The sequence below is a fragment of the Arthrobacter sp. NicSoilB4 genome (assembly GCF_019977335.1).
Classification (GTDB): Bacteria; Actinomycetota; Actinomycetes; order Actinomycetales; family Micrococcaceae; genus Arthrobacter.
The window spans coordinates 494,746-519,468 of the sequence record NZ_AP024653.1 but is presented as its reverse complement, the minus strand read 5'-3'; the positions used below and the strand labels follow the sequence as shown (position 1 = coordinate 519,468).

Annotated in this window: 19 protein-coding genes; 12 read left to right on the top strand and 7 right to left on the bottom strand. The window is 68.9% G+C overall.

Features of this window, described 5'->3' with window-relative positions:
* Nucleotides 1-277 precede the first annotated feature (277 nt).
* A complete protein-coding gene (locus LDO13_RS02465; protein WP_224048504.1) occupies nt 278-2,560 on the top strand; it encodes a phytase in 2,283 nt (760 codons plus the stop codon).
* A 56-nt stretch (nt 2,561-2,616) separates the two neighbouring features.
* Here LDO13_RS02465 and LDO13_RS02460 read toward each other — a convergent pair whose 3' ends face one another.
* Both LDO13_RS02460 and LDO13_RS02455 read right to left on the bottom strand, forming a co-directional pair.
* Nucleotides 2,617-3,012 (bottom strand): hypothetical protein, encoded by a 396-nt coding sequence (locus tag LDO13_RS02460; protein WP_224048503.1) that lies wholly within the window; start codon nt 3,010-3,012, stop codon nt 2,617-2,619.
* Between the two features lie 493 nt (nt 3,013-3,505).
* The gene (locus LDO13_RS02455) at nt 3,506-3,709 is read right to left on the bottom strand and encodes a hypothetical protein (RefSeq protein ID WP_224048502.1); all 204 of its coding nucleotides are present in this window, start codon (nt 3,707-3,709) and stop codon (nt 3,506-3,508) included.
* Between the two features lie 94 nt (nt 3,710-3,803).
* On the opposite strand from LDO13_RS02455, the gene LDO13_RS02450 reads away from it, so the two are divergent.
* The 8 genes from LDO13_RS02450 (at nt 3,804) to LDO13_RS02415 (ending at nt 16,005) form a co-directional block, all read left to right on the top strand.
* The gene (locus LDO13_RS02450) at nt 3,804-4,622 is read left to right on the top strand and encodes a pyruvate, water dikinase regulatory protein (protein ID WP_224048501.1); all 819 of its coding nucleotides are present in this window, start codon (nt 3,804-3,806) and stop codon (nt 4,620-4,622) included.
* 150 nt (nt 4,623-4,772) lie between these two features.
* Nucleotides 4,773-7,166 carry a phosphoenolpyruvate synthase gene (gene ppsA, locus LDO13_RS02445; RefSeq protein ID WP_224048500.1) on the top strand — a complete coding sequence of 798 codons (2,394 nt, stop codon included), beginning with the start codon at nt 4,773-4,775 and terminating at the stop codon, nt 7,164-7,166.
* 237 nt (nt 7,167-7,403) lie between these two features.
* On the top strand, nt 7,404-7,544 hold the full coding sequence (locus LDO13_RS02440; RefSeq protein WP_224048499.1) for a hypothetical protein: 141 nt from the start codon (nt 7,404-7,406) through the stop codon (nt 7,542-7,544).
* A gap of 118 nt (nt 7,545-7,662) precedes the next feature.
* Complete coding sequence (locus LDO13_RS02435) at nt 7,663-8,316, top strand: hypothetical protein (protein WP_224048498.1); 654 nt, start codon at nt 7,663-7,665, stop codon at nt 8,314-8,316.
* A 138-nt stretch (nt 8,317-8,454) separates the two neighbouring features.
* Entirely contained in the window at nt 8,455-9,234 is a 780-nt protein-coding gene (locus LDO13_RS02430) for a YcnI family protein (RefSeq protein WP_224048497.1), read from the top strand.
* Between the two features lie 101 nt (nt 9,235-9,335).
* Nucleotides 9,336-9,971 carry a DUF4232 domain-containing protein gene (locus tag LDO13_RS02425; protein WP_224048496.1) on the top strand — a complete coding sequence of 212 codons (636 nt, stop codon included), beginning with the start codon at nt 9,336-9,338 and terminating at the stop codon, nt 9,969-9,971.
* A gap of 87 nt (nt 9,972-10,058) precedes the next feature.
* Entirely contained in the window at nt 10,059-15,152 is a 5,094-nt protein-coding gene (locus LDO13_RS02420; protein ID WP_224048495.1) for a DEAD/DEAH box helicase, read from the top strand.
* Nucleotides 15,145-16,005, top strand: a complete 861-nt coding sequence (locus LDO13_RS02415) for a DNA-formamidopyrimidine glycosylase family protein (protein WP_224048494.1) — start codon at nt 15,145-15,147, stop codon at nt 16,003-16,005. Before LDO13_RS02420 ends, LDO13_RS02415 begins: the two co-directional genes overlap by 8 nt.
* Before the next feature lie 14 nt (nt 16,006-16,019).
* Here the strand turns inward: LDO13_RS02415 and LDO13_RS02410 are convergent, their stop codons facing one another.
* The gene (locus LDO13_RS02410) at nt 16,020-16,652 is read right to left on the bottom strand and encodes a hypothetical protein (protein WP_224048493.1); all 633 of its coding nucleotides are present in this window, start codon (nt 16,650-16,652) and stop codon (nt 16,020-16,022) included.
* Nucleotides 16,653-16,713: 61 nt separating this feature from the next.
* Here LDO13_RS02410 and LDO13_RS02405 point away from each other — a divergent pair, with 61 nt between their 5' ends.
* Entirely contained in the window at nt 16,714-18,222 is a 1,509-nt protein-coding gene (locus LDO13_RS02405; protein ID WP_224048492.1) for a PLP-dependent aminotransferase family protein, read from the top strand.
* 71 nt (nt 18,223-18,293) lie between these two features.
* Here the strand turns inward: LDO13_RS02405 and LDO13_RS02400 are convergent, their stop codons facing one another.
* Together LDO13_RS02400 and LDO13_RS02395 are read right to left on the bottom strand one after the other, a co-directional pair.
* A complete protein-coding gene (locus LDO13_RS02400) occupies nt 18,294-18,986 on the bottom strand; it encodes an SRPBCC domain-containing protein (protein ID WP_224048491.1) in 693 nt (230 codons plus the stop codon).
* Entirely contained in the window at nt 18,979-19,638 is a 660-nt protein-coding gene (locus LDO13_RS02395; protein WP_224048490.1) for a helix-turn-helix domain-containing protein, read from the bottom strand. Before LDO13_RS02395 ends, LDO13_RS02400 begins: the two co-directional genes overlap by 8 nt.
* A 171-nt stretch (nt 19,639-19,809) precedes the next feature.
* Between LDO13_RS02395 and LDO13_RS02390 the strand changes: the two genes are divergently transcribed.
* Both LDO13_RS02390 and LDO13_RS02385 read left to right on the top strand, forming a co-directional pair.
* Nucleotides 19,810-20,763 carry an RluA family pseudouridine synthase gene (locus LDO13_RS02390; protein ID WP_224049638.1) on the top strand — a complete coding sequence of 318 codons (954 nt, stop codon included), beginning with the start codon at nt 19,810-19,812 and terminating at the stop codon, nt 20,761-20,763.
* An 87-nt stretch (nt 20,764-20,850) separates the two neighbouring features.
* On the top strand, nt 20,851-21,477 hold the full coding sequence (locus LDO13_RS02385) for a VTT domain-containing protein (protein WP_224048489.1): 627 nt from the start codon (nt 20,851-20,853) through the stop codon (nt 21,475-21,477).
* 19 nt (nt 21,478-21,496) lie between these two features.
* Here LDO13_RS02385 and LDO13_RS02380 read toward each other — a convergent pair whose 3' ends face one another.
* A complete protein-coding gene (locus tag LDO13_RS02380) occupies nt 21,497-21,802 on the bottom strand; it encodes a hypothetical protein (protein WP_224048488.1) in 306 nt (101 codons plus the stop codon).
* A 43-nt stretch (nt 21,803-21,845) separates the two neighbouring features.
* The gene (gene ppc / locus LDO13_RS02375; protein ID WP_224048487.1) at nt 21,846-24,662 is read right to left on the bottom strand and encodes a phosphoenolpyruvate carboxylase; all 2,817 of its coding nucleotides are present in this window, start codon (nt 24,660-24,662) and stop codon (nt 21,846-21,848) included.
* Nucleotides 24,663-24,723 lie beyond the last annotated feature (61 nt).

Below are 24,723 nucleotides of genomic sequence, written 5' to 3'. Positions count from 1 at the left end.
AAAGCGGTAATCGCTGGAGAACCCCGAAAGGTTACGCACCCACCGGAATCTTTTTCGGGATCGTTGCCTCGGTGCTGAATGGGGACTGGCGATGCAGGGCGGGTGACGACCCGCTCCAAGGTTTTCCCAAGGTCGCAGGACTAGAACTTGTACCCCTCAGGGTGACCATAGATTCAGCCGCCACCCGTTGAACGTCAGTGCGCACATCCGCATGCACATCCCCCATTTTCAAGCGTGGTTTCCCGGGACTTTTCTCCCAGATGACAGAGAGGTCATCATGCGCATAGTCGCCAGAATCCTCACTCCCTTGATGGTGGCTGGACTGCTTGTGGGGCTCGCCGCTCCGGTCGCGAGTGCGGCCGTGGTGCAGGTCAGCGCAACGGTCGAAACTGCCCCGATACACGGATCAGGGGATGCCGCGGACGACCCGGCCATCTGGATGCATCCCACCGATCCGTCGAAGAGCACCATCATCGGCACGGACAAGAGCACTGATGGGCGTGGCCTTGTCGTCTACGACCTGTCCGGACGGGAGTTGTTCTACTACCCCGACGGACGGATGAACAACGTTGATGTCCGGTACAACTTCCCCCTCGGCAGCAGCCGCGTCGGCTTGGTCGGTGTCTCGAACCGGGCACGGAGCCTTGACTTCTACAAGGTCAACGAGTCGGATCGCTCGCTGACGAAGGTCGGCAGCTTCGCCCCCACCGCCAGCATCGCCACGCCACGCGGGTTCTCCTTCTACCACTCCCCGGACACCGGTAAGTACTTCGCTTATGTCACCGATATCGGCAAGGTCGAGCAGTGGGAACTCGATGGCTCCACCGGATCAGTTAAGGGACGGCTCGTGCGCAGCTGGACGGTGAGCGGTCCCGCCCACACCGAGGGCCTGGTGGCCGATGATGAGATGAAGCGGCTCTACATCGCCCAGGAGGACATCGGCGGGATCTGGCGCTACGGCGCCGAGCCTGGGGACTCGACCGCCGGGACGAGAGTTGTCAGCACCACCGAAAATGGCGGCGACATCGTCCAGGACGTCAAGGGCATCAGCATCTACTACGGCAGCGGTGGCGCCGGATACCTGCTGGCCGCCAGCCAGGGCTCCAACCGATTCCACGCCTACGCCCGCGACGACAACAGACCGCTCGGGGCCTTCGCCATCCCGGCCGGAAACGGGATCGATGCTGTCACCGGCATGGACGGGGTAGACGTCACCAACTTCGGCGTCGGCGGGCCCTTCCCCCAGGGCTTCTTCGTCACACAGGACACCGCCAACGACGGCGGGCAGCGCCAGAACTTCAAGGCGGTGCCATGGCAGTCCATCGCTGCCGCTTACACGCCGGCTCTACTCGTCGACGCTGCCTACGACCCGCGCAAGATCGGGGCTGGGACCCCCACTTCCCAACCGCCGGACACGACGATCACGAGCCAGCCAGCCAGCCCGACGAGCTCCACATCGGCTCAGTTCGGCTTCACCTCGACGTCGACCGGCGCGACCTTCGCCTGCTCGCTCGACTCGGCAGCATTCGCCAACTGCATCAGTCCGGTGTCGTACACAGGACTGTCTGCTGGCGTGCATACCTTCCAGGTTCGTGCATCCGACCAGAACGGCGCCGACCCGACTCCCGCCAGCCATACGTGGACCGTGGACACGACCCCACCGCCGGCGGACACGGTGCCCCCGGAGACGACCATCACGTCGGGACCACCTGCGGCATCGACGTCGACCAGCGCCTCCTTCGCATTCACCTCGAGTGAAGCCAACTCGACGTTCCAGTGCAGCCTGGATGGTGCGCCGCGCGTCGCATGCACCTCGCCCCAGACCTACACCGGATTGTCGATCGGATCCCACACATTCGGGGTCTGGGCCACCGACGCGGCCGGCAACACCGATACGACGGCAGCGACGCAGACCTGGAGCGTCAGCCCCAGCGACCCGGGAGGCGGCAGCGGCATCATCGTCCGTGAGTCGGTCAGCCAGGCAACGAACACCACAGCGGGCACCACACTCACGATCCCCAAACCCGCCAACGTCGCCCCAGGAGATCTCCTGGTCAGCTGCCTCGCCCTGAACGGCGGCAGCATCACCACGACGGGCGTCCCGGCCGGCTGGACACGGCTGGCCGCGGTGACCACCATCGCAAACCCGAAAGTCTACGGCTACTACAAAGTGGCCACTGCGTCCGAGTCGGCAGGCTATTCCTGGACGACGACTTCGACGACGAGCGGAGGGGGTATCGCAAGGTATTCCGGCGCCTCAGGGCTTGACACCGCCGCGACGTCTGCATCCGGTGCGGCGGCATCCTCGGGAACCGTCCCGGCAGTAACGAGCACAACGGCGAACGCGATGCTCGTCGGCTGCATGAGCGTCAACTCCAGCTCGGCCAGCCTCACTCCGCCGGGCGGCATGGCCCAGGCAGTCGAGGCTGGCGCACGCCGCTTCGAGATTGCCGACGGCATTCAGTCGATCGCGGGGCCAAGCGGGGCGAAGACGTGGACTTTCAGCGCCGCCCGCGAGTGGGCCGGCTGGCTGGTAGCGCTTCGACCGAAGACGCCGTAACTACCCCCGCCCCGGCTCTCAGGGGCGGGGTGAGGGGACTGCGTATCGGAAAATAGCTAGCAGGTCGAATGCGTCTTCTCCCTGCGCGTCTCACCCTTCGTGATGACCATCTGGGAGTTGGTGCGGCATGTCACGCCACCCTCAGTAAATGTGTTCTGGCTACTCAACTTTGTCACGTTGTCCGTCAGGTTGTAGTGCGTTTTATAGTCGAACGACGACTGGCCGTCAGTCGTCTGATCGCGGGTATTGGTCGTGTAGTGGCCTTCGACGTTTCGGGTGGCGCCACGGTACTCAGAGGTGTAGGACCCATCGGCGTTGGTAAATTCGGTGCGTTCCACCTGGGCGCGGTTGCCGCCCGGGTCGGCCGGCGGCGCGGCCAGCGCGGGCGAGGCAGTGAGTGCGAGAGCCAGGCCAGCGCCGGAGGCGACGACCAAGCGGGTCAAAAGGTTCATGGTTAGGGTCCTTCCGCATCTTTGTCGGACGGCCCCAACCGCAGTGAGAGGACTCTAACGTTCCCGTATAGCTCCGTCAACCAGTCGCGCCGCCGCCCCCGAGGGAGCCTGCGGGCCGTCATCGGCGTCGCTGCTCCAGGCAGCGGTGGCGAACTTGACGGACGATGCGGCTCGAACGCCCTAGGCATGGGTGGCCGGCGCGGCAAAAGCCGGGCTACTTCACCTGCCCGCTCCGACCTGCAGCCAGCCATCTAGCCAAAGATTCCTGCAGCTGGCTCCATCGTTTTGAGACCATGGAGCCAGCCGTTGCGGAATCCAACTCGATCGGAACACCGAAATGGTCTCTCCCCAGAAGATGCCCGGGTCAGATCCCAACGTCAGGCTAGTCGGCTTAGCTTTGACGGGCAATAGCGCCCATTTGACTTGAAAATCGGCCCGTCCTGTGATGTCTAAATCTTCGCTTTCCAGGCTTTGCGCGCATTTAAGACATTCATCAGCCCGCCGGGGCCACAACGTCCTCCAGCACCGAGCGGTCGAAAAAGCGGACTTCGCCTGTTTCAACGAAGTAGACAGGCACCACGGACGTGCTCGGGTCTTTCGAGGTCTCGTAGATTTCGGCCGGGCTCCCGTGCTTGCGGGCGATTGTTCCGACCAGGTCCGTACCGCGAACCTTGACGGTTCGAAATTTGTAGCTCATTGGGGCTCCCTTGGTGACGTGAGACACACCCTACTCCTCGCTCCCCAGAGCGTCATGGAAGAACCCGCGGCCCGCACTGGTGCACAATGCGTTCATGACCAATGACGCTCCCCGCCCGGTCTACTTCCTTTCGGACAGCACGGGCATCACCGCAGAGACCCTCGGCAACACCCTGCTGACGCAGTTCCCCGAGAACGAATTCGACCGCATCACGATCCCCTTCATCACCACCGCCGACCAGGCCAGGGCCGTCGTCAAGGTGATCGACCACCGTGCCGCCACCGGTCTGCAGCCGATCGTGTTCTCCACCGCCGTCGGAAGCGACATCCGCCACACCCTGGGCACGTGCAACGGGATCATCGTGGACCTCATCGGGACCCATGTCGGGCAGCTGGAGCGCGCCCTGGGAACCGAGGCCAGCGGGGAACCGGGCCGGGCCCACGGGCTGGGCAACGCCGCCCGGTACCAGTCCCGGATGGCCGCCGTCGAATACGCCATGGAGCACGACGACGGCCAGAGCCTGCGCGCGCTTGAAAAGGCCCAGGTCATCCTGGTGGCCCCGTCGCGGTGCGGCAAAACCCCCACCACCATGTACCTGGCGCTGCAGCACGGCATCTTCGCCGCGAATTTCCCGCTGGTGGACGAGGACTTTGAACGCGAAGGGCTGCCCAGGCCGCTCCGGCCGTTTGTTTCAAAGTGTTTCGGCCTCACCACCAACCCCCTGCGCCTGAGCCAGGTCCGCACCGAACGTCGCCGGGGCTCGCCCTACGCGTCGCTGCGGCAGTGCGGCTTCGAGCTGCGCAGCGCCGAACGCCTGTACGTGTCGCACGGCATTCCCTACCTCAATTCGGCCAGCGTCTCCGTTGAGGAAATGGCAGCCACTATCCTGCAAAAGATGAATCTCAAGCACTAGGGCAAGGGCTTCACAAGTGTTGCGTGGACCACATCAGGTGGAATCACCGGCGGAGACCTGTCACTGTGGACAGGAATTGCGCCCATCAACCGGCGACCGCCCGGGCGGGCGGCGATACCGCATGCCATCATCTGCAAAGGAGCAGTAACCATGACGACAGACATCCTGTGGTTCTCAGAACTCGGCCTCAAGGACCTGGACCGGGTGGGCGGCAAGAACGCCTCCCTCGGCGAGATGGTGCAGAACCTGACGTCTGCCGGCGTCCAGGTCCCGGACGGCTTCGCCACGACCGCCGACGCCTACCGCAGCTTCCTGGCGGACTCTGGACTGGACCAGAGGATCGCCGACAGGCTGGTCGGCCTGGATACCGATGACGTGACGGCGCTGGCGGCAGCCGGCCAGGAGATCCGCAAACTGATGCGCGATACGCCCTTCCTGCCGGACTTTGAAGCGCAGATCCGCGCCTCGTACCAGAAGCTGGTGGAGAAGCATGGTGGCTCCGAGGACCTCTCCTGGGCCGTCCGCTCCAGCGCGACGGCGGAAGACCTCCCCGACGCCTCTTTCGCCGGCCAGCAGGAAACCTTCCTGAACGTCCGCGGCATTGAGAACATCCTGCAGGCCATCAAGGATGTCTTCGCGTCCCTGTACAACGACCGGGCCATCGCCTACCGGGTGCACCACAAGTTCGAGCACGCTGAAGTGGCACTCTCGGCGGGCGTCCAGCGGATGGTCCGTTCCGACGTCGGCGCTTCCGGCGTGATGTTCACGATGGACACCGAATCCGGGTTCCAGGACGCCGTCTTCGTCACGTCCTCCTACGGCCTCGGCGAGGCCGTCGTCCAGGGCGCCGTCAACCCGGATGAGTTCTACGTCTACAAGCCCGCCCTGGAGGCAGGCCGCCCGGCGATCCTCAAGCGCGGGCTGGGCGAGAAGGCCCTCCAGATGACGTACACCAGCAACCGCGAGGTGGGCCACACCATTGACTTCGTTCCGGTTGAGGCTTCGCTGCGGAACCGCTTCAGCCTCACCGACGACGACGTCGAGCAGCTCGCCCGCCATGCCGTCGCCATCGAAAACCACTACGGGCGCCCGATGGACATCGAATGGGGCAAGGACGGGATCGACGGCGGCCTGTACATCCTGCAGGCACGCCCGGAAACCGTGCAGTCCCGCAGGACCTCCGGCAGCCTCAGCCGCTTCCGCCTGAACGGGACGGGCCGGGTGCTGGTCGAGGGCCGCGCCATCGGCCAACGCATCGGTGCCGGCAGCGTCCGCATCCTCACCGCGATTGACCAGATGGCCGCCTTCAAGACCGGCGATGTCCTCGTCGCGGACATGACCGACCCGGACTGGGAACCGATCATGAAGCGGGCCTCCGCGATCGTGACCAACCGCGGCGGACGGACCTGCCACGCGGCGATCATCGCCCGCGAACTGGGGATTCCCGCCGTCGTCGGCACCGGGGACGCCACGGATGTCCTCTCCGACGGGCTCGACGTGACCGTTTCCTGCGCCGACGGCGAGACCGGTGTCATCTACGAGGGCCTGCTGGACTTCATTGTTGAGGAAACCGAGATCACCCAGCTGCCCGAGGCCCCGGTCAAGGTCATGATGAACGTGGGCACACCCGAGCAGGCGTTCACGTTCGCGCAGCTGCCCAACCACGGCGTGGGCCTGGCCCGGCTGGAATTCATCATCAACCGCCAGATCGGCATCCACCCCAAGGCGCTGCTGAACCTGGAAGACCAGCCCGCGGACGTCCTTGCCGAAATCCGGGACCGGATTGCCGCCTACGACAGCCCGCGCGACTACTACATCAAACGCCTGGCCGAAGGCGTGGCCACCATCGCCGCGGCGTTCGCGCCGGAGCCGGTGATTGTGCGGATGTCCGACTTCAAGTCCAACGAGTACGCGAACCTCATCGGCGGGCCCGCCTACGAGCCGCATGAAGAGAACCCGATGATCGGTTTCCGCGGTGCCTCCCGGTACCTGGAGCCGTCCTTCCGGGACTGCTTCGACCTGGAGTGCGAGGCCCTGTCCTTCGTCCGCAACGAAATGGGCCTGACCAACGTCAAGCTGATGATCCCGTTCGTTCGCACCGTGGACGAGGCCAGCGGCGTCATCGACCTGCTCGCCGAGAACGGCCTGCGCCGCGGCGAAAACGGCCTCGAGGTCATCATGATGTGCGAACTCCCGTCCAACGCACTACTGGCCGACGAGTTCCTGGACTACTTCGACGGCTTCTCCATCGGCTCCAACGACATGACCCAGCTGACCTTGGGCCTGGACCGGGATTCGGCCATCGTGGCCGGAAGCTTCGACGAGCGCAACCTTGCCGTCAAGAAGCTCCTGAGCATGGCCATCAAGGCCTGCAAGGCCCGCGGCAAGTACGTGGGCATCTGCGGCCAGGGGCCCAGCGACCACGCGGACTTCGCCGAGTGGCTGGTCGAGGAAGGCATAGACTCCGTCTCGCTGAACCCCGACACCGTGGTGGACACCTGGCTGCGCCTCGCCGGCGCTGCCGTCGCCGCCCCGGTGAACTGACGGGTTGAGCTGACGTCGAGAACTGACGCGGTGAGCTGAATTCACAGCGAACAGAGATGCCCCCGGTCCCCGGACCGGGGGCATCTCTGTTTAACGGCCAGCTTGCCCCCTCGGTTCGTTGGACGGCTGCACAAGGCGGAACTGTTGTTGCCGTCAGTTGCTCCATTGAGGAGCTACTTCCCCACAGGGGAAGCTGAATCCATCAGCGTTCCGCACCAATGACGTTCAGGACACAACGTGACTTTGCAGCAAGATCGGGCCAACGGCGCCCCCGGACTTTGGCCCGACGTACGAACCGGCGACCGTCTTGAGGACCTCGCCGCAGACGCACTGTGCCCGGACAACTGCCACTACTGCTCGGGTCCCGAAACAGACTGACGCCTTCCGGGGCGCTTTTCGCAGCCCGGTAGAACTCGCCGGTAGAATCGGGAGTCAGCCCGCAGGCAGTAAGGCCCGCGGGAGCAACCACGGCCGCAGCCGGTGAAGGGAGTGTTCCGTGCGCACAGCCGCCAGAGCCCCGTTCCACGCCCTGCGTTCGGCCATGGTGGCACTCACGGTCCTCTCCCTCGGCGCCGGGGCGCACACGCTGGCCGGCGGCCAGCTCCCCTCCCCCGGCATCCTGCTGGCCCTGTTTGCCCTGACCGCGCTGGCTTCCACCACCGCCACCCGGCTGAAGCTCAACTTCCCGGCCATGGCGGGGCTGCTGGGCACCGGGCAGCTGGTGCTGCACAACGCGTTCACCGCCTTCAGCGCTCCTGCCATTTCCCCCGCCCAGCCCGGGGCCGCGTCAGTACCCGTGGGAATGGCAGCGCCGCACCACCCCGGACCGCTTCCCCTGCCCGTCGGTGACGGCCAGCTCGCAGCATCGGTGCCGGACGCACAACTCGCCCTGCTTTCGGTGCTGATGCTGGCCGGCCACGCGCTGGCAACCCTCCTCTGCGCTGTCCTGCTCGCCAGGGGCGAGGCGGCCCTGTGGGCCCTCGCTGCCTGGCTCCGCCCGCTGCTCGGGCTCCCGGTCCCGGTGGCGCCCGCAGCCGTGGCGGCACCGCCGGCCGCCACCTGCTGGCTGGCGGACGCCGCGCCGCTGCCGTGGCGGAACCTCCGGCGCGACTGCCGCCGCGGGCCGCCCGCCGCCGTCGTATATTCCTGACTCGCACCCGGCCGCGGCCGCGTCGTTGCCAAGACATCCCGCCCAGAACATCGGTGCCCGGAGCACCAGCATAGCCGCCGCGCCACCCTCCCATCTTTTGCGATGCCCCTGGGCAGCGCATGCCTGAAAGGCAACCCTGTGAAGACTTCTTCCCTACCCGTCCTGCGCCGTACCCTCACTGCCACTGCCGTGGCCGGCGGAACCGCGGCGCTGATGCTCGCCGGCGTTTCCGGCGCCTCGGCCCACGTCGGCGTCACGCCGGATAAGACCACGGCGAACTCCTACGCCCTGCTGACTTTCGGAATCCCGCACGGCTGCGAGGAATCCGGCACCACCAAGGTGACCATCACCCTGCCCGCCGAACTCAACGATGCGCAGCCCACGGTCAACCCGAACTGGACAGCCGAGAAGGTCACAGAACAGCTGGCCGAGCCGAAGAAACTCGCGGACGGCGCCTCCATCACCAAGCGGACCAGCCAGATCGTCTACACCGCCAAGGCACCGCTGGAACCCTCCCTCCGCGACGCCCTGGTGCTCTCCGTCAAGCTGCCCGACGTTGCGGGCAAAACCCTGTACTTCCCGACCCTGCAGAACTGTGAGGTCGGCCAGACCGACTGGTCCCAGCTCCCCGCCGAGGGACAGGACCCGCACTCGCTCAAGGCACCGGCGCCGTCCGTGACGGTCACGGCTTCCGCTGCGGCCGACGGGCACACAGCCCATGCCGCCGCTTCGGACACCACCCCGGAGACCGTCCAGGCGGCTGCGGTGAACGACGACGGCGCCCAGGCCCGCAGCTGGGCGGGGCTGGTGGCCGGCGTCGGCGGCCTCGCCCTCGGCGGGCTCGCCCTGGCCCGCGGCCGGAGCAACAAACCGGTTCCGGCCGGGGCTTCGGCACCCGGCTCCGCACCCAAGGAGTAGCTGACCGCGGTTGATGCCCGGAAATCACAATCCGGGCATCAATCGGGCGCGGCCGTCGTGGCATCGTTGACTCAGGCCACAACGGGCACGAAGGTGGTGCCATGACGGCTCAGCGAATCAACAACAGACTGGCATTTACCACGGCGGCAGCCGTGGCAGCGCTCTTCCTTGCCGGCTGCGGCACCGGCACGCCGCAGTCCCAGACGTCCAGCACCCCGGCGGCCTCCCCCGCCGATTCCGCGAGCCAGCCCGCCGCCTCCGGTGCGGCCGCCGGCCCCGCCGCGTCGACTCCCGCTTCGGCGGCGCCCGCGCCCGCCGGCCCGGCACTGTGCAAGGCCGCCGGGCTGACGGCCACCACGGATTCCACCGGCGGTGGCGCGGCCGGCAGCGTCTACATGCAGCTGCTCCTGACGAACACGGGCTCCGAACCCTGCTTCCTGTCGGGCTTTGCCGGCGTCTCCCTCACCGCCGGTGCCGATGGAGCCCCGATCGGCGCCGCAGCGGCCCGGGACACCACCCCCGCCACCGAGGTTCTGCTCGAACCGGGCCAGGCCGGCGCCGCCACCTTGCGCTATACGCAGGCCGCCAACTACCCGGACTGCAGTCTGACTCCTGCCGCTGGCTTCCGCATTTACCCGCCGGAGGACACCGCCTCACTGTTCCTCGCCCAGCCCAGGGACGCCTGCGCCAACGCCGGCATCAACCTGCTCACCATCGGCGCCTTCCAGGCCCAGTAGCTCCGCTGCCGCCGAGGCGGGACGTCTGGTGACACCCCGGATTGCGGCCCGCCATTTCTTGTCGTTGCCTTAGGGCATGATGGAGGAATGAAGGGGCAGCACGCCGGCGGCACACTCGAGGCAGACGCCATGGACCGGTTCAGCAGGCCGACCCGGGAGTGGTTCCTGGGTGCCTTCACGGCGCCCACCCCGGCCCAGAACGGCGCCTGGAACGCGATCTCCTCCGGTGCGCACGCGCTCGTGGTTGCTCCCACCGGTTCCGGTAAAACGCTTGCGGCCTTCCTCTGGGCGCTCGACCGGCTGCTTGTCTCGGCCCCCGCCGAGCCCGAGTCGCTGCCCGGCCTGGACACCGCAAGAAGCGCCCGGCGGAAGGCGCCCAAGCGCAAGACCAGGGTCCTCTACATTTCGCCGCTCAAGGCGCTCGGCGTCGACGTCGAACGCAACCTCCGAGCCCCGCTGATCGGGATCACCCAGACCGCCAAACGCCTGGGCCTGCCTGCGCCGCTGATCACCGTGGGCGTCCGCTCCGGCGACACCCCGGCGTCGGACCGCCGCGCGCTGCTGAGCAACCCGCCGGACATCCTGATCACCACTCCCGAGTCGCTGTTCCTTATGCTGACGTCCAAGGCGCGGGAGACGTTGAGCGAGGTGGACACCATCATCGTTGACGAGGTCCACGCCGTCGCGGGTACCAAGCGCGGCGCGCACCTGGCCGTGTCGCTGGAACGCCTCGACGCCCTGCTGCCCAAGCCGGCCCAGCGGATCGGCCTCTCGGCGACGGTGGAGCCCAAGGAGCTGGTGGCGCAGTTCCTCGCCGGCTCCGCGCTGGTGGAGATCGTGGCCCCGCCGTCGAAGAAGAACTGGGATCTGACCGTCTCCGTGCCGGTGGAGGACATGTCCGATCTGCAGGGCGCGGCCGGCGCGTTCGACTCCGGCCCGGCCTCAGGGCTGCAGCCGCAGGCATCGATCTGGCCGCACGTCGAGGAAAAGATCGTGGACCTGGTGCTCGCCAACCAGTCCACCATTGTGTTCGCCAATTCCCGCCGGCTCGCCGAACGGCTGACCGCCCGGCTCAACGAGATCTACGCCGAGCGCCAGCTCATTGACGCCGGCGGCGGCTGGGCCGAGTTTGGTGCCGGTGCGCCGGACTTCGAAGCGGTCCCGGCGGCAGCGCCGGCGGGCGGCGCTGCCGGGGCACCAGGGCCGGGATCCCCGACGTCGACGGCGACCCCGGCCCACATGATGGCGCAGGCCGGCAGCACCGCCGGCGCGGATCCTGTCCTGGCCCGCGCGCACCACGGTTCGGTCTCCAAGGACCAGCGGGCCCTGATCGAGGACGACCTGAAATCCGGGCGCCTGCGCTGCGTGGTGGCCACTTCCTCCCTGGAACTCGGCATCGACATGGGCGCCGTGGATCTCGTGGTGCAGGTGGAGTCCCCTCCGTCCGTGGCCAGCGGGCTGCAGCGGGTGGGCCGCGCCGGCCACCAGGTCGGGGAGGTCTCCCAGGGTGTGCTGTTCCCCAAGCACCGCGCGGACCTGGTGCACACCACCATCACGGTGGAACGGATGCTCGCCGGCAAGATCGAACGGCTTTTCGTCCCCGCGAACCCGCTGGACATCCTGGCCCAGCAGACCGTCGCGGCCACGGCCCTGGGTTCCATCGATGTGGAGGACTGGTTCGCCACCGTGCGGCGGTCGGCCCCGTTCGCCTCGCTCCCCCGCTCCGCCTTCGAGGCAACCCTGGACCTGCTCGCCGGCCGCTACCCCTCGGACGAATTCGCGGAACTGCGGCCCCGCATCATCTGGGACCGGAACGCCGGCACCATCGAGGGGCGCCCCGGCGCGCAGCGGCTGGCCGTCACCTCCGGCGGCACCATCCCGGACCGCGGGCTCTTCGGCGTCTACATCATCGGCACCGAGGTCGAAGGGACCGGTTCCTCCGGCGCCAAGGGCTCCGCCGGCGGCGACGGCCGGGCTGCCAGCCCGGCCGCAGCCGCAGCCAAGGGCGGCCGCCGGGTCGGCGAACTCGACGAGGAAATGGTCTACGAATCCCGCGTGGGTGACGTGTTCGCACTGGGTGCGACCAGCTGGAAGATCGAGGACATCACCCACGACCGCGTCCTGGTCTCCCCCGCCTTCGGCCAGCCCGGGAAACTCCCGTTCTGGAAAGGTGATTCCCTCGGCCGCCCGGTGGACCTGGGCCGCGCCCTCGGCGCGTTCGTGCGCGAGCTGTCCGCGTCCGACGTCGGGCCGGCCACCGAACGCTGCAAGGCCAGCGGCCTGGACGATTTCGCCGCCAACAACCTGATCCAGTACCTCGGCGAGCAAAAGCTGGCCACCGAGGTGGTCCCCAGCGACACCACCTTGGTGGTGGAGCGCTTCCACGACGAGCTCGGCGACTGGCGGGTGGTGCTGCACAGCCCCTTTGGCATGCCGGTGCACGCGCCGTGGGCCCTCGCCGTCGGGCAGCGGCTGCACCAGCGCTACGGCATGGACGGTTCCGCAATGGCCGCCGACGACGGCATCGTCCTGCGGGTACCCATGATGGAGGATGAGCCGCCCGGCGCCGAGCTCTTCCTCTTCGATCCGGAGGAACTCGAACAGATCGTCACGGCGGAGGTCGGCGGCAGCGCGCTCTTCGCCTCCCGCTTCCGCGAGTGCGCCGCCCGGGCCCTGCTCCTGCCCCGGCAGAACCCCGGCAAACGGCAGCCCCTGTGGCAGCAGCGGCAGCGCTCAGCCCAGTTGCTCGACGTCGCCCGGAAGTACCCCACGTTCCCGATCGTCCTCGAGACCGTCCGAGAATGCCTGCAGGACGTCTACGACCTCCCGGCGCTGAAGGATATCGCCGCCTCGATCGAGCGCCGCGAGCTGCGGATCGTGCAAACCACCACCCAGCAGCCCTCACCGTTCGCCAAGTCCCTGCTGTTCGGCTATGTCGCGCAGTTCCTTTACGAGGGCGATTCCCCGCTCGCCGAGCGCCGGGCCGCGGCGCTGGCGCTGGATTCGACCCTGCTCAATGAGCTCCTTGGCCGGGTGGAGCTGCGGGAGCTGCTCGATGCGAAGGTCATTGACGCCACCGAGAGGGAGCTGCAGCGCCTCGCGCCGGACCGGAAGGTCCGCGGGCTCGAAGGGGTCGCGGACCTGCTCCGCCTGCTCGGCCCGCTCACCCCGGAGGAGGTCGCCGCACGGCTCGAACCGGCGGTTGAGCCCGGGGCGGCCGCTGGGCCTGCTCCGGAAACTGGGCCGGGCGTTGACGCGTGGCCTGTAGAGGCTCCGGAGGTCGAGGTTCCGGAGGTCGCGGCCCCCGTCGCCGACGCCGCCGCCCACCTCGTGGCGCTCCACCGCGCCAACCGCGCCATCAAGGTCAACGTCGGCGGCGGCGAGCGCTACGCCGCAGTGGAGGACGCCGCCCGCCTGCGCGACGCCCTCGGCGTCCCGCTGCCGATGGGGGTGCCGCTGGCCTTCATCGAGCCGGTCGCTGATCCTTTGGGTGACCTCGTCTCACGCTACGCCCGCACCCATGGCCCCTTCACCTCCGCCGAGGCGGCCGCCCGGCTGGGACTCGGCGTCGCCGTCGTCGGCACAGCGCTGAAGCGGCTCGCCGCGGACGGACGCGTCGTTGAAGGCGAGTTCCGCCCGCACGCCGCGCCGTCGGCACCGGCGCCCGACGATGAGGCCGGCGACGGCGACGCGGCTGCCGCGACGGCCGCCGCACCCGCGGCCCCGTCACTGGCCGGCGTCAGCGAATGGTGCGACGCCGACGTCCTGCGCAAGCTCCGCCGCCGTTCGCTCGCCGCGCTGCGGGCCGAGGTGGAGCCCGTGGACGCCGCCGCGTACGGCCGTTTCCTGCCGGCCTGGCAGAACGTCCGGGTCCCGGGCAAGCGCGGGCAGTCGGCGCTGCGCGGCCTGGACGGGATCATCACCGCCGTCGACCAGCTCTCGGGCGTGCCCATTCCGGCCTCCGCCTGGGAACCGCTGATCCTCGCCAGCCGGGTGTCGGACTACCAGCCCGCCATGCTCGATGAGCTCATGGCAGCTGGCGAAGTGCTCTGGTCCGGCGCGGGCGCGCTCCCCGGCAACGACGGCTGGGTGAGCCTGCACCTGGCCGATTCCGCCGAACTGACCCTGAACCCGGCCATCGAGTTCGAGCCCGGCGACGCGCAGCAGCGGCTGCTGGACCACCTGCGCAACAACGGCGGCGGCTATTTCTTCCGGCAGCTGACCGACGTCGCCGGCGGCATGGACTCGGTGCTCAGCGACCAGGACGTCGTCTCCGCGCTCTGGGACCTCGCGTGGGCGGGGCGGATCACGGGCGACACCTTTGCCCCGGTCCGGGCGATGATTGCCGGCGGCCACACGGCGCACCGGCAGGTTGCCCGCGCCCCGCGGGCCCGGGCTCCCCGGATGAGCCGGCTGGGACGCGCCCACGGGACCGGTTTGCTGGGTTCCCCCGGGCTGACCGGAGGGCGGTACGGCTCCGTGACCGGCACGGCTCCGACTCCGCCCCTGGCCGCGGGCCGCTGGTCCGCTCTTCCCGCCCCCGAACTGGATGCCACAATCCACGCCCGGGCCACCGCGGAACTCCTCCTGGACCGGTACGGCGTGGTCACCCGGGGGTCGGTCATGGCCGAGAACATCCTGGGCGGTTTCGGCCTCATGTACAAGGTCCTGGCCCGGCTGGAGGAAGCCGGCCGGTGCCGCCGCGGCTACTTCATCGAGCACCTTGGCGCGGCACAGTTTGCCGTGCCCGCGACCGTTGACCGGCTCCGCTCCTACGCCGAGGATACCGAGCTGCACAAGCCCGAGCCGGTGGCCCTGGCCCTGGCCGCCACGGACCCCGCCAATCCCTACGGCGCCGCCCTGCCCTGGCCGGCCCTGAACGTCGAGGCGGGAACCGGCCACCGCCCGGGCCGGAAGGCGGGTGCCCTTGTGGTGCTGGTCGACGGCGCCCTGGTCCTGTACGTGGAACGCGGCGGCAAGACCCTGCTGGCGTTCAGCGAGGACACGGAGGTCCTGGCCGCGGCCGGCGCGGCCCTGGTGGGCGTGGTCACCCGCGGCGCGGTGGACAAACTGATCATGGAAAAGGTCAACGGCCACGGCATCCTGGACACACCCGTCGCCGCAGCCCTGGCCCACGCCGGCGCCTATTCCACTCCGAAGGGACTGAGGATCCGTGCCTGAGGGCGATTCGGTCTTCCGAGCGGCCGCCCAGCTCCATGCCGCGCTGGCGGGCCAGCAACTGATCTCCTCCGATTTCCGCGTGCCTCGGTTCGCCACCCTCAAACTGGGCGGCTGGACCGTGACCGAGGTGGTCCCGCGCGGCAAACACCTGCTGATGCGGGTGGAGGGCCCGGCACGGCAAGGTGGCAGCCCGGCGGAACCGGACCGGCTGACAATCCATTCCCACCTCAAGATGGAGGGCACCTGGCAGGTCTACCCACCGGGTGGCCGGTGGCGAAAACCGGGCTTCACCGCCCGCTGCGTGCTGCGCACCGCGTCGGCGGACGCCGTCGGATTCTCGCTCGGCATCCTCGAGGTGGTCCGCACCTCCGAGGAAGACTCCATCGTCGGCCACCTGGGCCCGGATCTGCTCGGTCCGGACTGGGACCTCGCCGAGGCGGAGCGGCGGATCCGCGCCGCGCCCGACGTTCCGATCGGCGTCGCGCTGCTGGACCAGCGGAACCTCGCGGGGATCGGCAACATCTACCGCTGCGAGGCCTGTTTCCTGGCCGGTGTGCACCCGGCGGCGCCTGTCTCGGCCGTGCCTGACGTGGCCGCGATCATCGCCCATGCCAGGCTCCTGCTGGAGGCCAATCTGGGGCCCGGACGCCGGACCACCGTCCTGAACCCGCGCGGTGCTGCCGTGGGCCGGACGTCAGGGCTGCCCGGCTACTGGGTCTACCGGCGCGAACACCAGCCCTGCCTCAAGTGCCGGACCCCGGTGCGGCGCGGAGTCCTCGCCACGGCCACCGGCACGGAGGAACGGGACATCTATTACTGCCCTGCGTGCCAGCCGGCGCCGGGCGCGGGCTAGCTGCATGCTGCGGCTCAGGGTGCGGCGACCGCAGGGCCGGGTGCCGCCACCGGGAGCGCGGGTTTCTTCAGCTCCGGCACGGTGAACCGCGGCAGCAGGAGTTGCACCAGCGGGCCGATCGCCAGGGCGTAGAGCACGGTCCCCACGCCGACGGAGCCTCCGAGCAGCCAGCCTGCGGCGAGCACCACGACTTCGATGCCGGTGCGGGACGTCCGCACGGACCATCCCGTCCGCCGTGCGAGTCCGGTCATGAGCCCGTCCCGCGCCCCGGGTCCCAGCCGGGCCCCGATATAGCAGGCGGAGGCGATTCCATTGAGCAGGATGGCGCCCGCGAGCATCCCGGCCTGCCCGCCGAGGTGGGAGAACTCGGGGATCAGCGCCAGTCCGACGTCGGCGAAGACGCCCACCAGCACGGCGTTGCACAGGGTGCCGATGCCGGGCCACTGCCGCAGCGGGATCCACAGCAGGAGCACCAGGAAGCTGACGATCACCACCACCGTGCCAATGCTCAGCCCGGTCTTGACCGCGAGTCCCTGGTGGAACACGTCCCAGGGGTCCAGGCCCAGGCCGGCACGGATGAACATGGCCAGGGATATGCCGTACATGGCGAGGCCGATAAGGAGCTGAACGAGTCTGCGGGTCATCATGGACCTAATCCTCCCGGAAAACTGGCCTTGCATTCCATAGCCAGTTTGAAATACTGGCCCTATGTCCGGATCCCTGAACCCCAGTTCGCTGGCCCGGCTGCTCGGCGAGTGGAACCTCGGCGCGGCACCCGCGTATCGTGAGCTCGCCGACGTCGTCCGCCTTCTGGTCCTGGACGGACGCGTGCCGCTCGAGGTTGCGCTGCCCAGCGAACGGGCCCTCGCCGCAACCCTCGGCATCAGCCGGACGACGGTCACCGCAGCTTACTCATCGCTGCGCGAACAGGGCTTCCTCAGCAGCGGCCAGGGCAGCCGCGGCCGGACGTGCATCCCGCAGGCCGGTCCGCACGGCGGCAGCAGCGGCGGGACAAACCTCAGCGGCGCTCCGGGCCTGGCCGTTCCGGATGGAATTCTCGACCTCGCGTACGCCTCGCTTCCGGCCAGCGGCGAGGTGGTGCACCGGGCGTTCGCCTCGGCCCTGACCGAACTTCCCGCGCTGCTGCCCGGGTTCGGCTACGACGCCCTCGGCGTGAACCCGTTGCGGGAAGCCATCGCGGGACATTACGCGGCGGCCGGCGTGCCCACCACCGCGGAGCAGATTCTGGTGACGTCCGGCGCGCAGCACGCGCTGAACATCGTGCTCCGCACCCTGGCCGGCCGGTCGGACAAGGTCCTGGTGGAGCATCCCAGCTACCCGAACGCGATCGACGCCATCCGGGCCGCGGGCTGCCGGCTGGTGCCGGTGGCCATGCCTGCCGCCCGTTTCGCCGTCCGGCCGGGGCCGGCTTCCGGCGGCCCCCCGGGCTGGGACCTGGCGGCTCTCGAGACCGCACTGATGCAGCAGCGGCCCGCCATGGCCTACGTTGTTCCGGACTTCCACAACCCCACCGGACGGCTGATGTCCGATTCCCAGCGGCGCCGGCTGGTCCGCGCCGCCGCAGCAGCGGGCACCGTCCTCGTCGTCGACGAGACACTGCGCGAGCTGAACCTCGACGGCGCCGCCTCCACACCGCTGGCCGCCTTCAGCCCCGCCGTGGTTTCCATCGGTTCCCTCAGCAAGTCGCACTGGGCGGGGTTGCGGACCGGCTGGATCCGGGCCGATGAATCCCTTATCCAGCGTTTCGCCGCCGCCCGGACCACCATGGACCTCGGCGGCCCGGTGGTGGAACAGTTGGCGGCGGCCCACCTGGTCAACGCGCTCTCCGAACCGCTCCCGGCCCGACTGGCCACCTTGCGGGACAACCGTGACGCCCTGCTGGACCTCATCGCCGGGCACTTGCCGGACTGGCAGGGCGAACGGCCCGACGGCGGCCTGTCGGTGTGGTGCCGCCTTCCCGCCCCGATCAGCACCGCGCTGGCCGTGGTGGCCCCGGACTTCGGCATCCGGCTGGCGGCCGGGCCCCGCTTCGGCACCGGCGGCGCCTTCGAGCACTACCTCCGGGTGCCGTTCACCCTGCCACCGGAGCAGTTGGAAACCGCCGTGCGGGCCCTCCGTGCTGCCCAGGACAAGCTGGCGGCTTCGCCGCAGTTGCGGCGCAACCTCCCTGCCCCGCCGGCCGCGGCCATCGCCTGAGCCGGCCCCGGCCGGAGGTTCGTGGCCCGGGCAGCGGGCCCGGAGGCCCAGGGGCGGAAGATACCAGCGGGCTAGGCGTAGACCTTCTCCAGGTACGCACCCCAAGCCTTCGCCGTGGTTTCGGAATCCCCGCTGCCGCTGAAATCGTGGACAGTCATACCGACCGTGGCGCCGAAGGCATTGCGTCCGAAGAACCGGTACATCGTGTCCGCGGTGCGCAGGCCGAGGAAGTTCTCGTTCGCGAAGTCCACTTCGCCCGAGAGTTTCCCGACGCCGTCGAGCTCCAGCTCCACGGTACTGCCGGCCGCCGCCGCCTCAACGCCCAGCGCCTTCTTGAGCCGCACAAAGCCGTCCGGGGTTGCCGAGGAGGCAGGGGCCTGGACGTCGGTGAAGACCACGGGCTTGCCGTCGAAGTACTGCAGGTACTGGCCGAGGGTGTGCAGGTAAAACGCGGTGTGCTTGCTGGCGCCGTCGTACTGCTGGTCCCAATCCTCTGCGAAGATGCCGCTGTGGACGTAGTGCAGCCGGGCGCGGCCGCCGTCGAGCGGTTCCAGGACGTGCTCCAACTGGTTGAACCAGCCGTCCGGCCCGTCCATCCGGGACACCAGATGGGCAGGGTACTCCTCCACAGTCCGCACGGCCGGCCACTCGTCCGTGGGGAACATCCACGCCGGCGTGCCGGCGGTGACGGCTTCCCAGACCCGCTCGGGGGTGCCGGGCAGTTCCGTGTCAACGATGATTTCGAAGTTCCGCTTGTCAGTCATTGTCCTGCTCCTTAGCTGATGGGGTTTCAGGTGATGCCTTGGGTGGTGTCTTGAGGGAAGGGTGTAGCGCGACTACGAGGCGGTGCTTGCGTCCGCCGCCCGCAGCCGTGGCCGGCCCCTGGGCCGACGGTCCGCCGTCGTGGTATTTGTCCACCAGCCGGGTCACGGCGACGCCGAGTTCCTCGGCGAAGGCGGCCCGGTCCGCGGCCGTGCGGAAGGTGATCTCGCCATCGATGGCGAAGGTGGCCAGTGGCTGCTTGGCCGCTGCGGCGCCGGCGATCAGCCGGCCCGTCTCCTGGACCATGCGGCTGGCGAGCGCCAGCAACCAGAAGGCCGAAAAACGGTCGGAGAACCGCTGCGGGTCCGGGGCCACCGAGGCCAGCGCGGCAGGGGAAATAAGGTAGGAGGCGGCGCTTGCCCGCAGGATGCGCTCTGTGACGTTGCCCTTCCGGCGCTCCTCCACAAGTTCCACCAGCCCGTGCCGCTCCAGGGCCTTGAGGTGGTAGTTCACCTTCTGCCGCGGCAGGCCAACCTTGTTTGCGAGCTGCGTGGCCGAGCCGGGTTCGGCGAGTTCCATCAGGATGCGGGTCCGGATCGGGTCGAGCGATGCCTCCGCCGCGGCCGGGTCCTCGATCACTTCGATGTCCAACATGCTTCCAGTCTGGCAACCGACAGTTTTATTTGTCAAGAACTATTTTACCGTCGGTGCCTTCCTGCCCCGAGGTCGCCGGAAGCTGGCCGGTTCGCCGTAAGCTCCGGCGACTTCGCGGGCATCCGGCGAAGTCGCGGCGCGTCAACCCCGGCAAAGTAGAATGGACCGGTGATGCAATCCCCCCTGCCCGTGCGCGACGGCGTCAACGCGACCCGCCTCCGCCTCCCGGACGAGGGGCCCTGGGACACCGCCATGGACTACATGATGCACCGCTGGGGCCACATCGACCCGCAGGGCATCGAGGACCGTTTCGACGCCGGCGAGATCGTTGGCGAGGCCGGCATCCCGCTTGACCGCGCCACCCCGCTGCGGAACCACACCTTCATCTGGTACTACCGCACGCTGCCTCCGGAGGAACGGATCCCGGTCGAGCTGACCATCCTGCACCAGGACGAGCACCTCCTCGTGGTGGACAAGCCGCACTTCCTGCCCACCACCCCCGGCGGCACCTACATCCAGGAGTCCGCGCTGGTCCGGCTCAGGAACCAGCTGAACCTGCCGGACCTCATTCCCATGCACCGGCTGGACCGCATGACCGCCGGAATCCTGCTGCTCTCCACGAATCCCGAGACCCGGGGCAAGTACCAGGTGCTCTTCGAGAAGCGCCAGGTCCAGAAGGAATACGAGTGCGTGTCCGCCGCCGAGCCCGCGCCCGGCCACCCCGCCGTCGACTTCCCCGTGGTGGTCCGGAACCGGATGACCAAGTCGCGCAGCTACCTGCTCGCCGAGGTGATCGACGGCGAACCCAACGCCGAGACCAGAATCGAACGGCTGCGGACCTTCGACGACGGCACCGCCACTATCGCGGCCGACGGCGCCGCCATGCGCCGTGCGCTGTACCGGCTGGAGCCGCACTCGGGCAAGACCCACCAGCTCCGGGTGCACATGGCCTCGCTGGGGCTGGGGATCGTCAACGACGCCTTCTACCCGGAACTGCTGGACAAGGCCCCGGACGATTACTCGAAGCCGCTCCAGCTCCTCGCCCGCGGGATCCGGTTCGTGGACCCCATCACCGGGGTGCCCGTGGAGTACCGCAGCGGGCTGGAGCTCACCGAGGCCCGCTAGGCCCCGCAAGCATCCCTCCCGGGAAGCCGCACAAGCCCGCACCCGTCATGGACAGGCGTCCGGCCGGAAGTGCGGTACCTTGTGCCCATGGACTTCGGCAACGCTGACAGCTGGGGGGAAGCGATCTATTTCTGGATCATCCCGGTGGTCATGGGCGATGCCATTTTCCCGCCGCTCCCGTCCGAGATGGTGGTCATCACCGGCGGCGCCCTGTCCGCCGTCGGCCGCGCCAACGTGTTCCTCGTGGTGCTCCTCGCCGCGGCGGCCTCCTGGCTCGGCGACATCCTGGTGTTCCAGCTCTTCAAACGGCGCCTGAGCCATGTCCTGGACCGCTGGCGCTGGGGCAGATCATTCCACCAGTCCGTGCACACGGCGATCGGGAAGGCCGGCCGGTCCACCACCTACGGGGCCATCATCGGAATCCGCTTCATCCCCGGCGGACGCCTGGCGACCACGGCCGCCGCCGGCATCGCCAACGTCTCCACCCGCGGCTTCAGCCTCTGCGCAGCCCTCGGCGGCCTCCTCTGGGCCATCTGGTCCGTCGGCCTCGGCTATGCCACCGGTGCCGCCACCGGACTGCCGTTCTGGGCGAGCTCACTGATCGGGGTCGGCGTCGGGATGGTGGTCGGCGCCGTCGTGGGCGTGATTGTCACGCGGAAGCGCGGCAGCCGCTCCCCGGTCGTGGACGGGCCCGAGGAGGAACTGGACTTCTGAGGCGGCGCCCGGCACCTGCCTACACGGGCGCCCAGCGGCCGCGGTTGCGGCGGAGCACCATCAGGTTGCCGGTCACTGCAACGCGTTCGACGGCGTCGCGCATCATCGCTGCCGACTCCAGCGCCTGGCTGTTCTCGCCGCTGTAGGAGGTGGGCTCGACGAGGAAGCGCAGGTTCAGCTGCGGAACGCCCCCGGCCAGGTCGAGCTGGTTCGCTTCAACGTGGTGCCGCGTCTCCAGCGCTTCGACGGCGGCTGCCATCACGGCCTCCGGCGGGTTGCCCGGCTTGAGCCCGGTGATCTTCAGTCTGGTCTGGAACGACGGCATGCCCCAACCCTATCGGGACCGCGGGGCGGACCCCCAGCCGGGGTCAGCCGGTGTTGCGCAGGCCGGCCGCCACGCCGTTGACCGTGATGAGCATGGCGCGCTGGAGGCGTTCGTTGATCTCGCCGTTGGGCATGCTCTCCCCTGCGGCCTCGGCGCGGACCCGCCGCAGCAGTTCCACCTGGAGGTAGCTGATCGGGTCGAGGTACTGGTCCCGGATCTCCAGTGAGCGCTTCAGCGTGGGCTGCGCGTCGAGCAGCAGGTCCTCGCCGGTCAGGTTCTGGATCTCGGTGACGGTCAGCTCGTATTCGGCCCGGATGACACGGAACAGGTGGTGCAGCTCCTCCGGCACCAGGGTCGAGACGTAGTAGCCGGCAATGTCCATGTCCGTCTTCGCCAGGGTCATTTCCACGTTGGAGAGCACCGAGCGGAAGAAGTGCCAGCCGTCCATCATCTCCACCAGCTGGGCCGAGTGGCCGGCCTCGCGGGCGGCCTTGAGGCCGGAGCCGACGCCGAACCAGCCCGGGACGATCTGCCGTGACTGCGTCCAGCCGAATACCCACGGGATGGCCCGCAGGCCCTCGAGGCCCGCGCCGGAATCGGGCCGCTTGGACGGCCGGGAACCGATGTTGAGGGACCCCAGCTGTTCCACCGGGGTGGACGCCATGAAGTAGGCCGGCAGGTCCGGGTCATCGATCAGCGTCCGGTACCGGCCGAAGGCGGCGTCGGAAATGGTCTCCATGACGTGGCCGTAGCGTTCGCGCTGGTCCTCCGAGGTGCGCGGCGTGCGGTGCAGCGCCGAACCCTGCATGACCGCCGCGAGCGAAAGCTCGAGATTCTCGCGGGCGAGTTCGGGCAGCGAGTACTTGTCCGAGATGACCTCACCCTGTTCGGTGAACTTGATCTCGCCCTCCAGCACCCCGTTGGGCTGGGCCATGATGGCGTCGTAGGTCGGGCCGCCGCCGCGGCCCACGGAACCGCCGCGGCCATGGAACAGGCGCACCCGGACACCGTGCTTCGCGGCGACATCCCGGAGTTTGCGCTGGGTCTTGTGGATTTCCCACTGGCTGGTCATCACGCCGGATTCCTTGTTGGAGTCCGAGTAGCCAAGCATGATTTCCTGCACGTCGCCGCGCAGCCGGACCAGCTCGCGGTACGAGGGGTCGGAGAGCAGCGCATCCACGATCTCGGCCGAGGCCCGCAGTTCCTCCACGGTTTCCAGCAGCGGCGCGAAGCCGATCCTGGCGTACGGGGCTTCGCCGAAGAGGCTGACCAGCCCGGCTTCGCGGGCCAGCACCGCCGCGGCCAGGACGTCGTCCGCGCCGCGGGTCATGGAGATGATGTAGGTCTCGATCACGTCCGGGCCGTAGGTGCGCAGGGCGCGCCGGATCTCGCGGAAGACATCGTACGTGCCGTCCGCGACGCCGTCGAGCTTGATCGGATGACCGGAGAGCGGGCGGCGGGAGGCAAGCTCGGAACCCAGGACCTCGAGCCGTTCGGAACGGCTTAGTTCCGCGTACCGGACGCCGGGCCCGCCAAGACGGTCCATCAGCTGCCCGACGGCGTCATGGTGGTGGTCTGCGTGTTCGCGGATGTCGAGTGTAGCCAGGTGCAGGCCGAAGGAGGCGATGGCGCGGCGGACCCGGGCCAGGGCGCCGTCGGCGGCGAGCGCGGCGTGGTGGTTGCGGAGCGAGCGCTCCAGCAGGCCAAGCTCGGCCAGTAGCTCCGCGGTGGCGGTGTAGTCGCGGCCCGGCTCGTGCGCCGATCCGGCCGAGACGCGCCGGGCGGTGTTGATCAGCTTGGCCTTGATGCAGGTGAGTTTGAGCCGGTAAGGCTCCTGGGCGTTCAGTTCGAGGACGCGGCGGTCCAGGCCCGGCAGGTTCCCCAGGTCGACGTCGATCGAGTCCAGCAGTTCCTGGTCCGCCCCGGCGAGCGCCGTCGAGTTGGACAGGATGGAGATCAGCCCGTCGATCAGGCCGATGCTGATCCGGACGGCGTGCTGGTTCTGGATCTGCAGGATTTCGCGGGTGACGGCGGCGGTCACGTTGGGGTTGCCGTCCCGGTCGCCGCCGATCCAGGAGCCGAAGCGCACGGGGGCCTTCTCCGCGGGAAGGCTGACGCCGTGCTCGGAGAGCAGTTCGGAGAGATCCGAGAGCATCTCCGGCATGGCGTCGCCAAGGATGCCGGTGAGGTAGTAGATCGCATTCCGGGCCTCGTCCACCGGGGTGGGCCGGACCTGGCGGAGTTCGTCCGTCTGCCACATCTGGTCGATCACTTCGGCGAGCTGGCGGTCCTGGCGGCGGCGCGCGGACGTGCCCTCCGCGGTGGACACAGCGAGGATGTCGGAGAGCCGGCGGACCTTGTCCAGCACCGAGCGGCGTGACGCCTCGGTGGGGTGCGCGGTGAAGATGGGCCGGACGTCGAGCTCGTTGACGACTTCCTGGAGCACCGCAGGGCCTGCCTGGCCGGCGATGTCGGTGACGGCTTTGGCCAGCCAGCCGTCCTTTTCCTGCCGGGTGCGCAGCCCGCGGACCCGGTGGACCTGCTCGGCGGCGTTGGCCAGGTGGAAGTAGAACGCGAAGGCGCGGACCAGGTCGGTGGCCTGCTCGAGGGGCAGGGAGCCGAGCAGCTCGCGGACCTGGGCGACGACGTCGTATGAGCTCCACGGCCCGGTGGCGTCCGCACCGCCGCGGGCGGCTTCCTTGGATTCCTTGGTCAGCAGGCGCACCTGCTCCACCAGGTCCAGGAGCTCGGGGCCGTGCTGGCGGACGAGGGATTCGCCGAGGAGGGTGGACACCCGGCGGACGTCGGCCCGGAGTTCGGCCGCGAGGTCGGCGCCGGAATGCATTGCAGTGTCAGCCATGGAAACTATCTTTCGAGAGGACTTGGCTCGTACACTGCGCTGGATACTGTGAGCCGGGTTA

Excerpts from the sequence above, each read along its gene's own strand:
- LDO13_RS02410 (WP_224048493.1), bottom strand. The coding sequence starts at position 16,652 with ATGATGACCCGCAGACTCGTTCAGCTCCTTATCGGCCTCGCCATGTAC.
- LDO13_RS02390 (WP_224049638.1), top strand. The coding sequence starts at position 19,810 with ATGCAATCCCCCCTGCCCGTGCGCGACGGCGTCAACGCGACCCGCCTC.
- LDO13_RS02405 (WP_224048492.1), top strand. The coding sequence starts at position 16,714 with ATGTCCGGATCCCTGAACCCCAGTTCGCTGGCCCGGCTGCTCGGCGAG.
- LDO13_RS02400 (WP_224048491.1), bottom strand. The coding sequence starts at position 18,986 with ATGACTGACAAGCGGAACTTCGAAATCATCGTTGACACGGAACTGCCC.
- LDO13_RS02455 (WP_224048502.1), bottom strand. The coding sequence starts at position 3,709 with ATGAGCTACAAATTTCGAACCGTCAAGGTTCGCGGTACGGACCTGGTC.
- ppsA (WP_224048500.1), top strand. The coding sequence starts at position 4,773 with ATGACGACAGACATCCTGTGGTTCTCAGAACTCGGCCTCAAGGACCTG.
- LDO13_RS02420 (WP_224048495.1), top strand. The coding sequence starts at position 10,059 with ATGAAGGGGCAGCACGCCGGCGGCACACTCGAGGCAGACGCCATGGAC.
- LDO13_RS02450 (WP_224048501.1), top strand. The coding sequence starts at position 3,804 with ATGACCAATGACGCTCCCCGCCCGGTCTACTTCCTTTCGGACAGCACG.
- ppc (WP_224048487.1), bottom strand. The coding sequence starts at position 24,662 with ATGGCTGACACTGCAATGCATTCCGGCGCCGACCTCGCGGCCGAACTC.
- LDO13_RS02380 (WP_224048488.1), bottom strand. The coding sequence starts at position 21,802 with ATGCCGTCGTTCCAGACCAGACTGAAGATCACCGGGCTCAAGCCGGGC.
- LDO13_RS02395 (WP_224048490.1), bottom strand. The coding sequence starts at position 19,638 with ATGTTGGACATCGAAGTGATCGAGGACCCGGCCGCGGCGGAGGCATCG.
- LDO13_RS02425 (WP_224048496.1), top strand. The coding sequence starts at position 9,336 with ATGACGGCTCAGCGAATCAACAACAGACTGGCATTTACCACGGCGGCA.
- LDO13_RS02385 (WP_224048489.1), top strand. The coding sequence starts at position 20,851 with ATGGACTTCGGCAACGCTGACAGCTGGGGGGAAGCGATCTATTTCTGG.
- LDO13_RS02465 (WP_224048504.1), top strand. The coding sequence starts at position 278 with ATGCGCATAGTCGCCAGAATCCTCACTCCCTTGATGGTGGCTGGACTG.
- LDO13_RS02460 (WP_224048503.1), bottom strand. The coding sequence starts at position 3,012 with ATGAACCTTTTGACCCGCTTGGTCGTCGCCTCCGGCGCTGGCCTGGCT.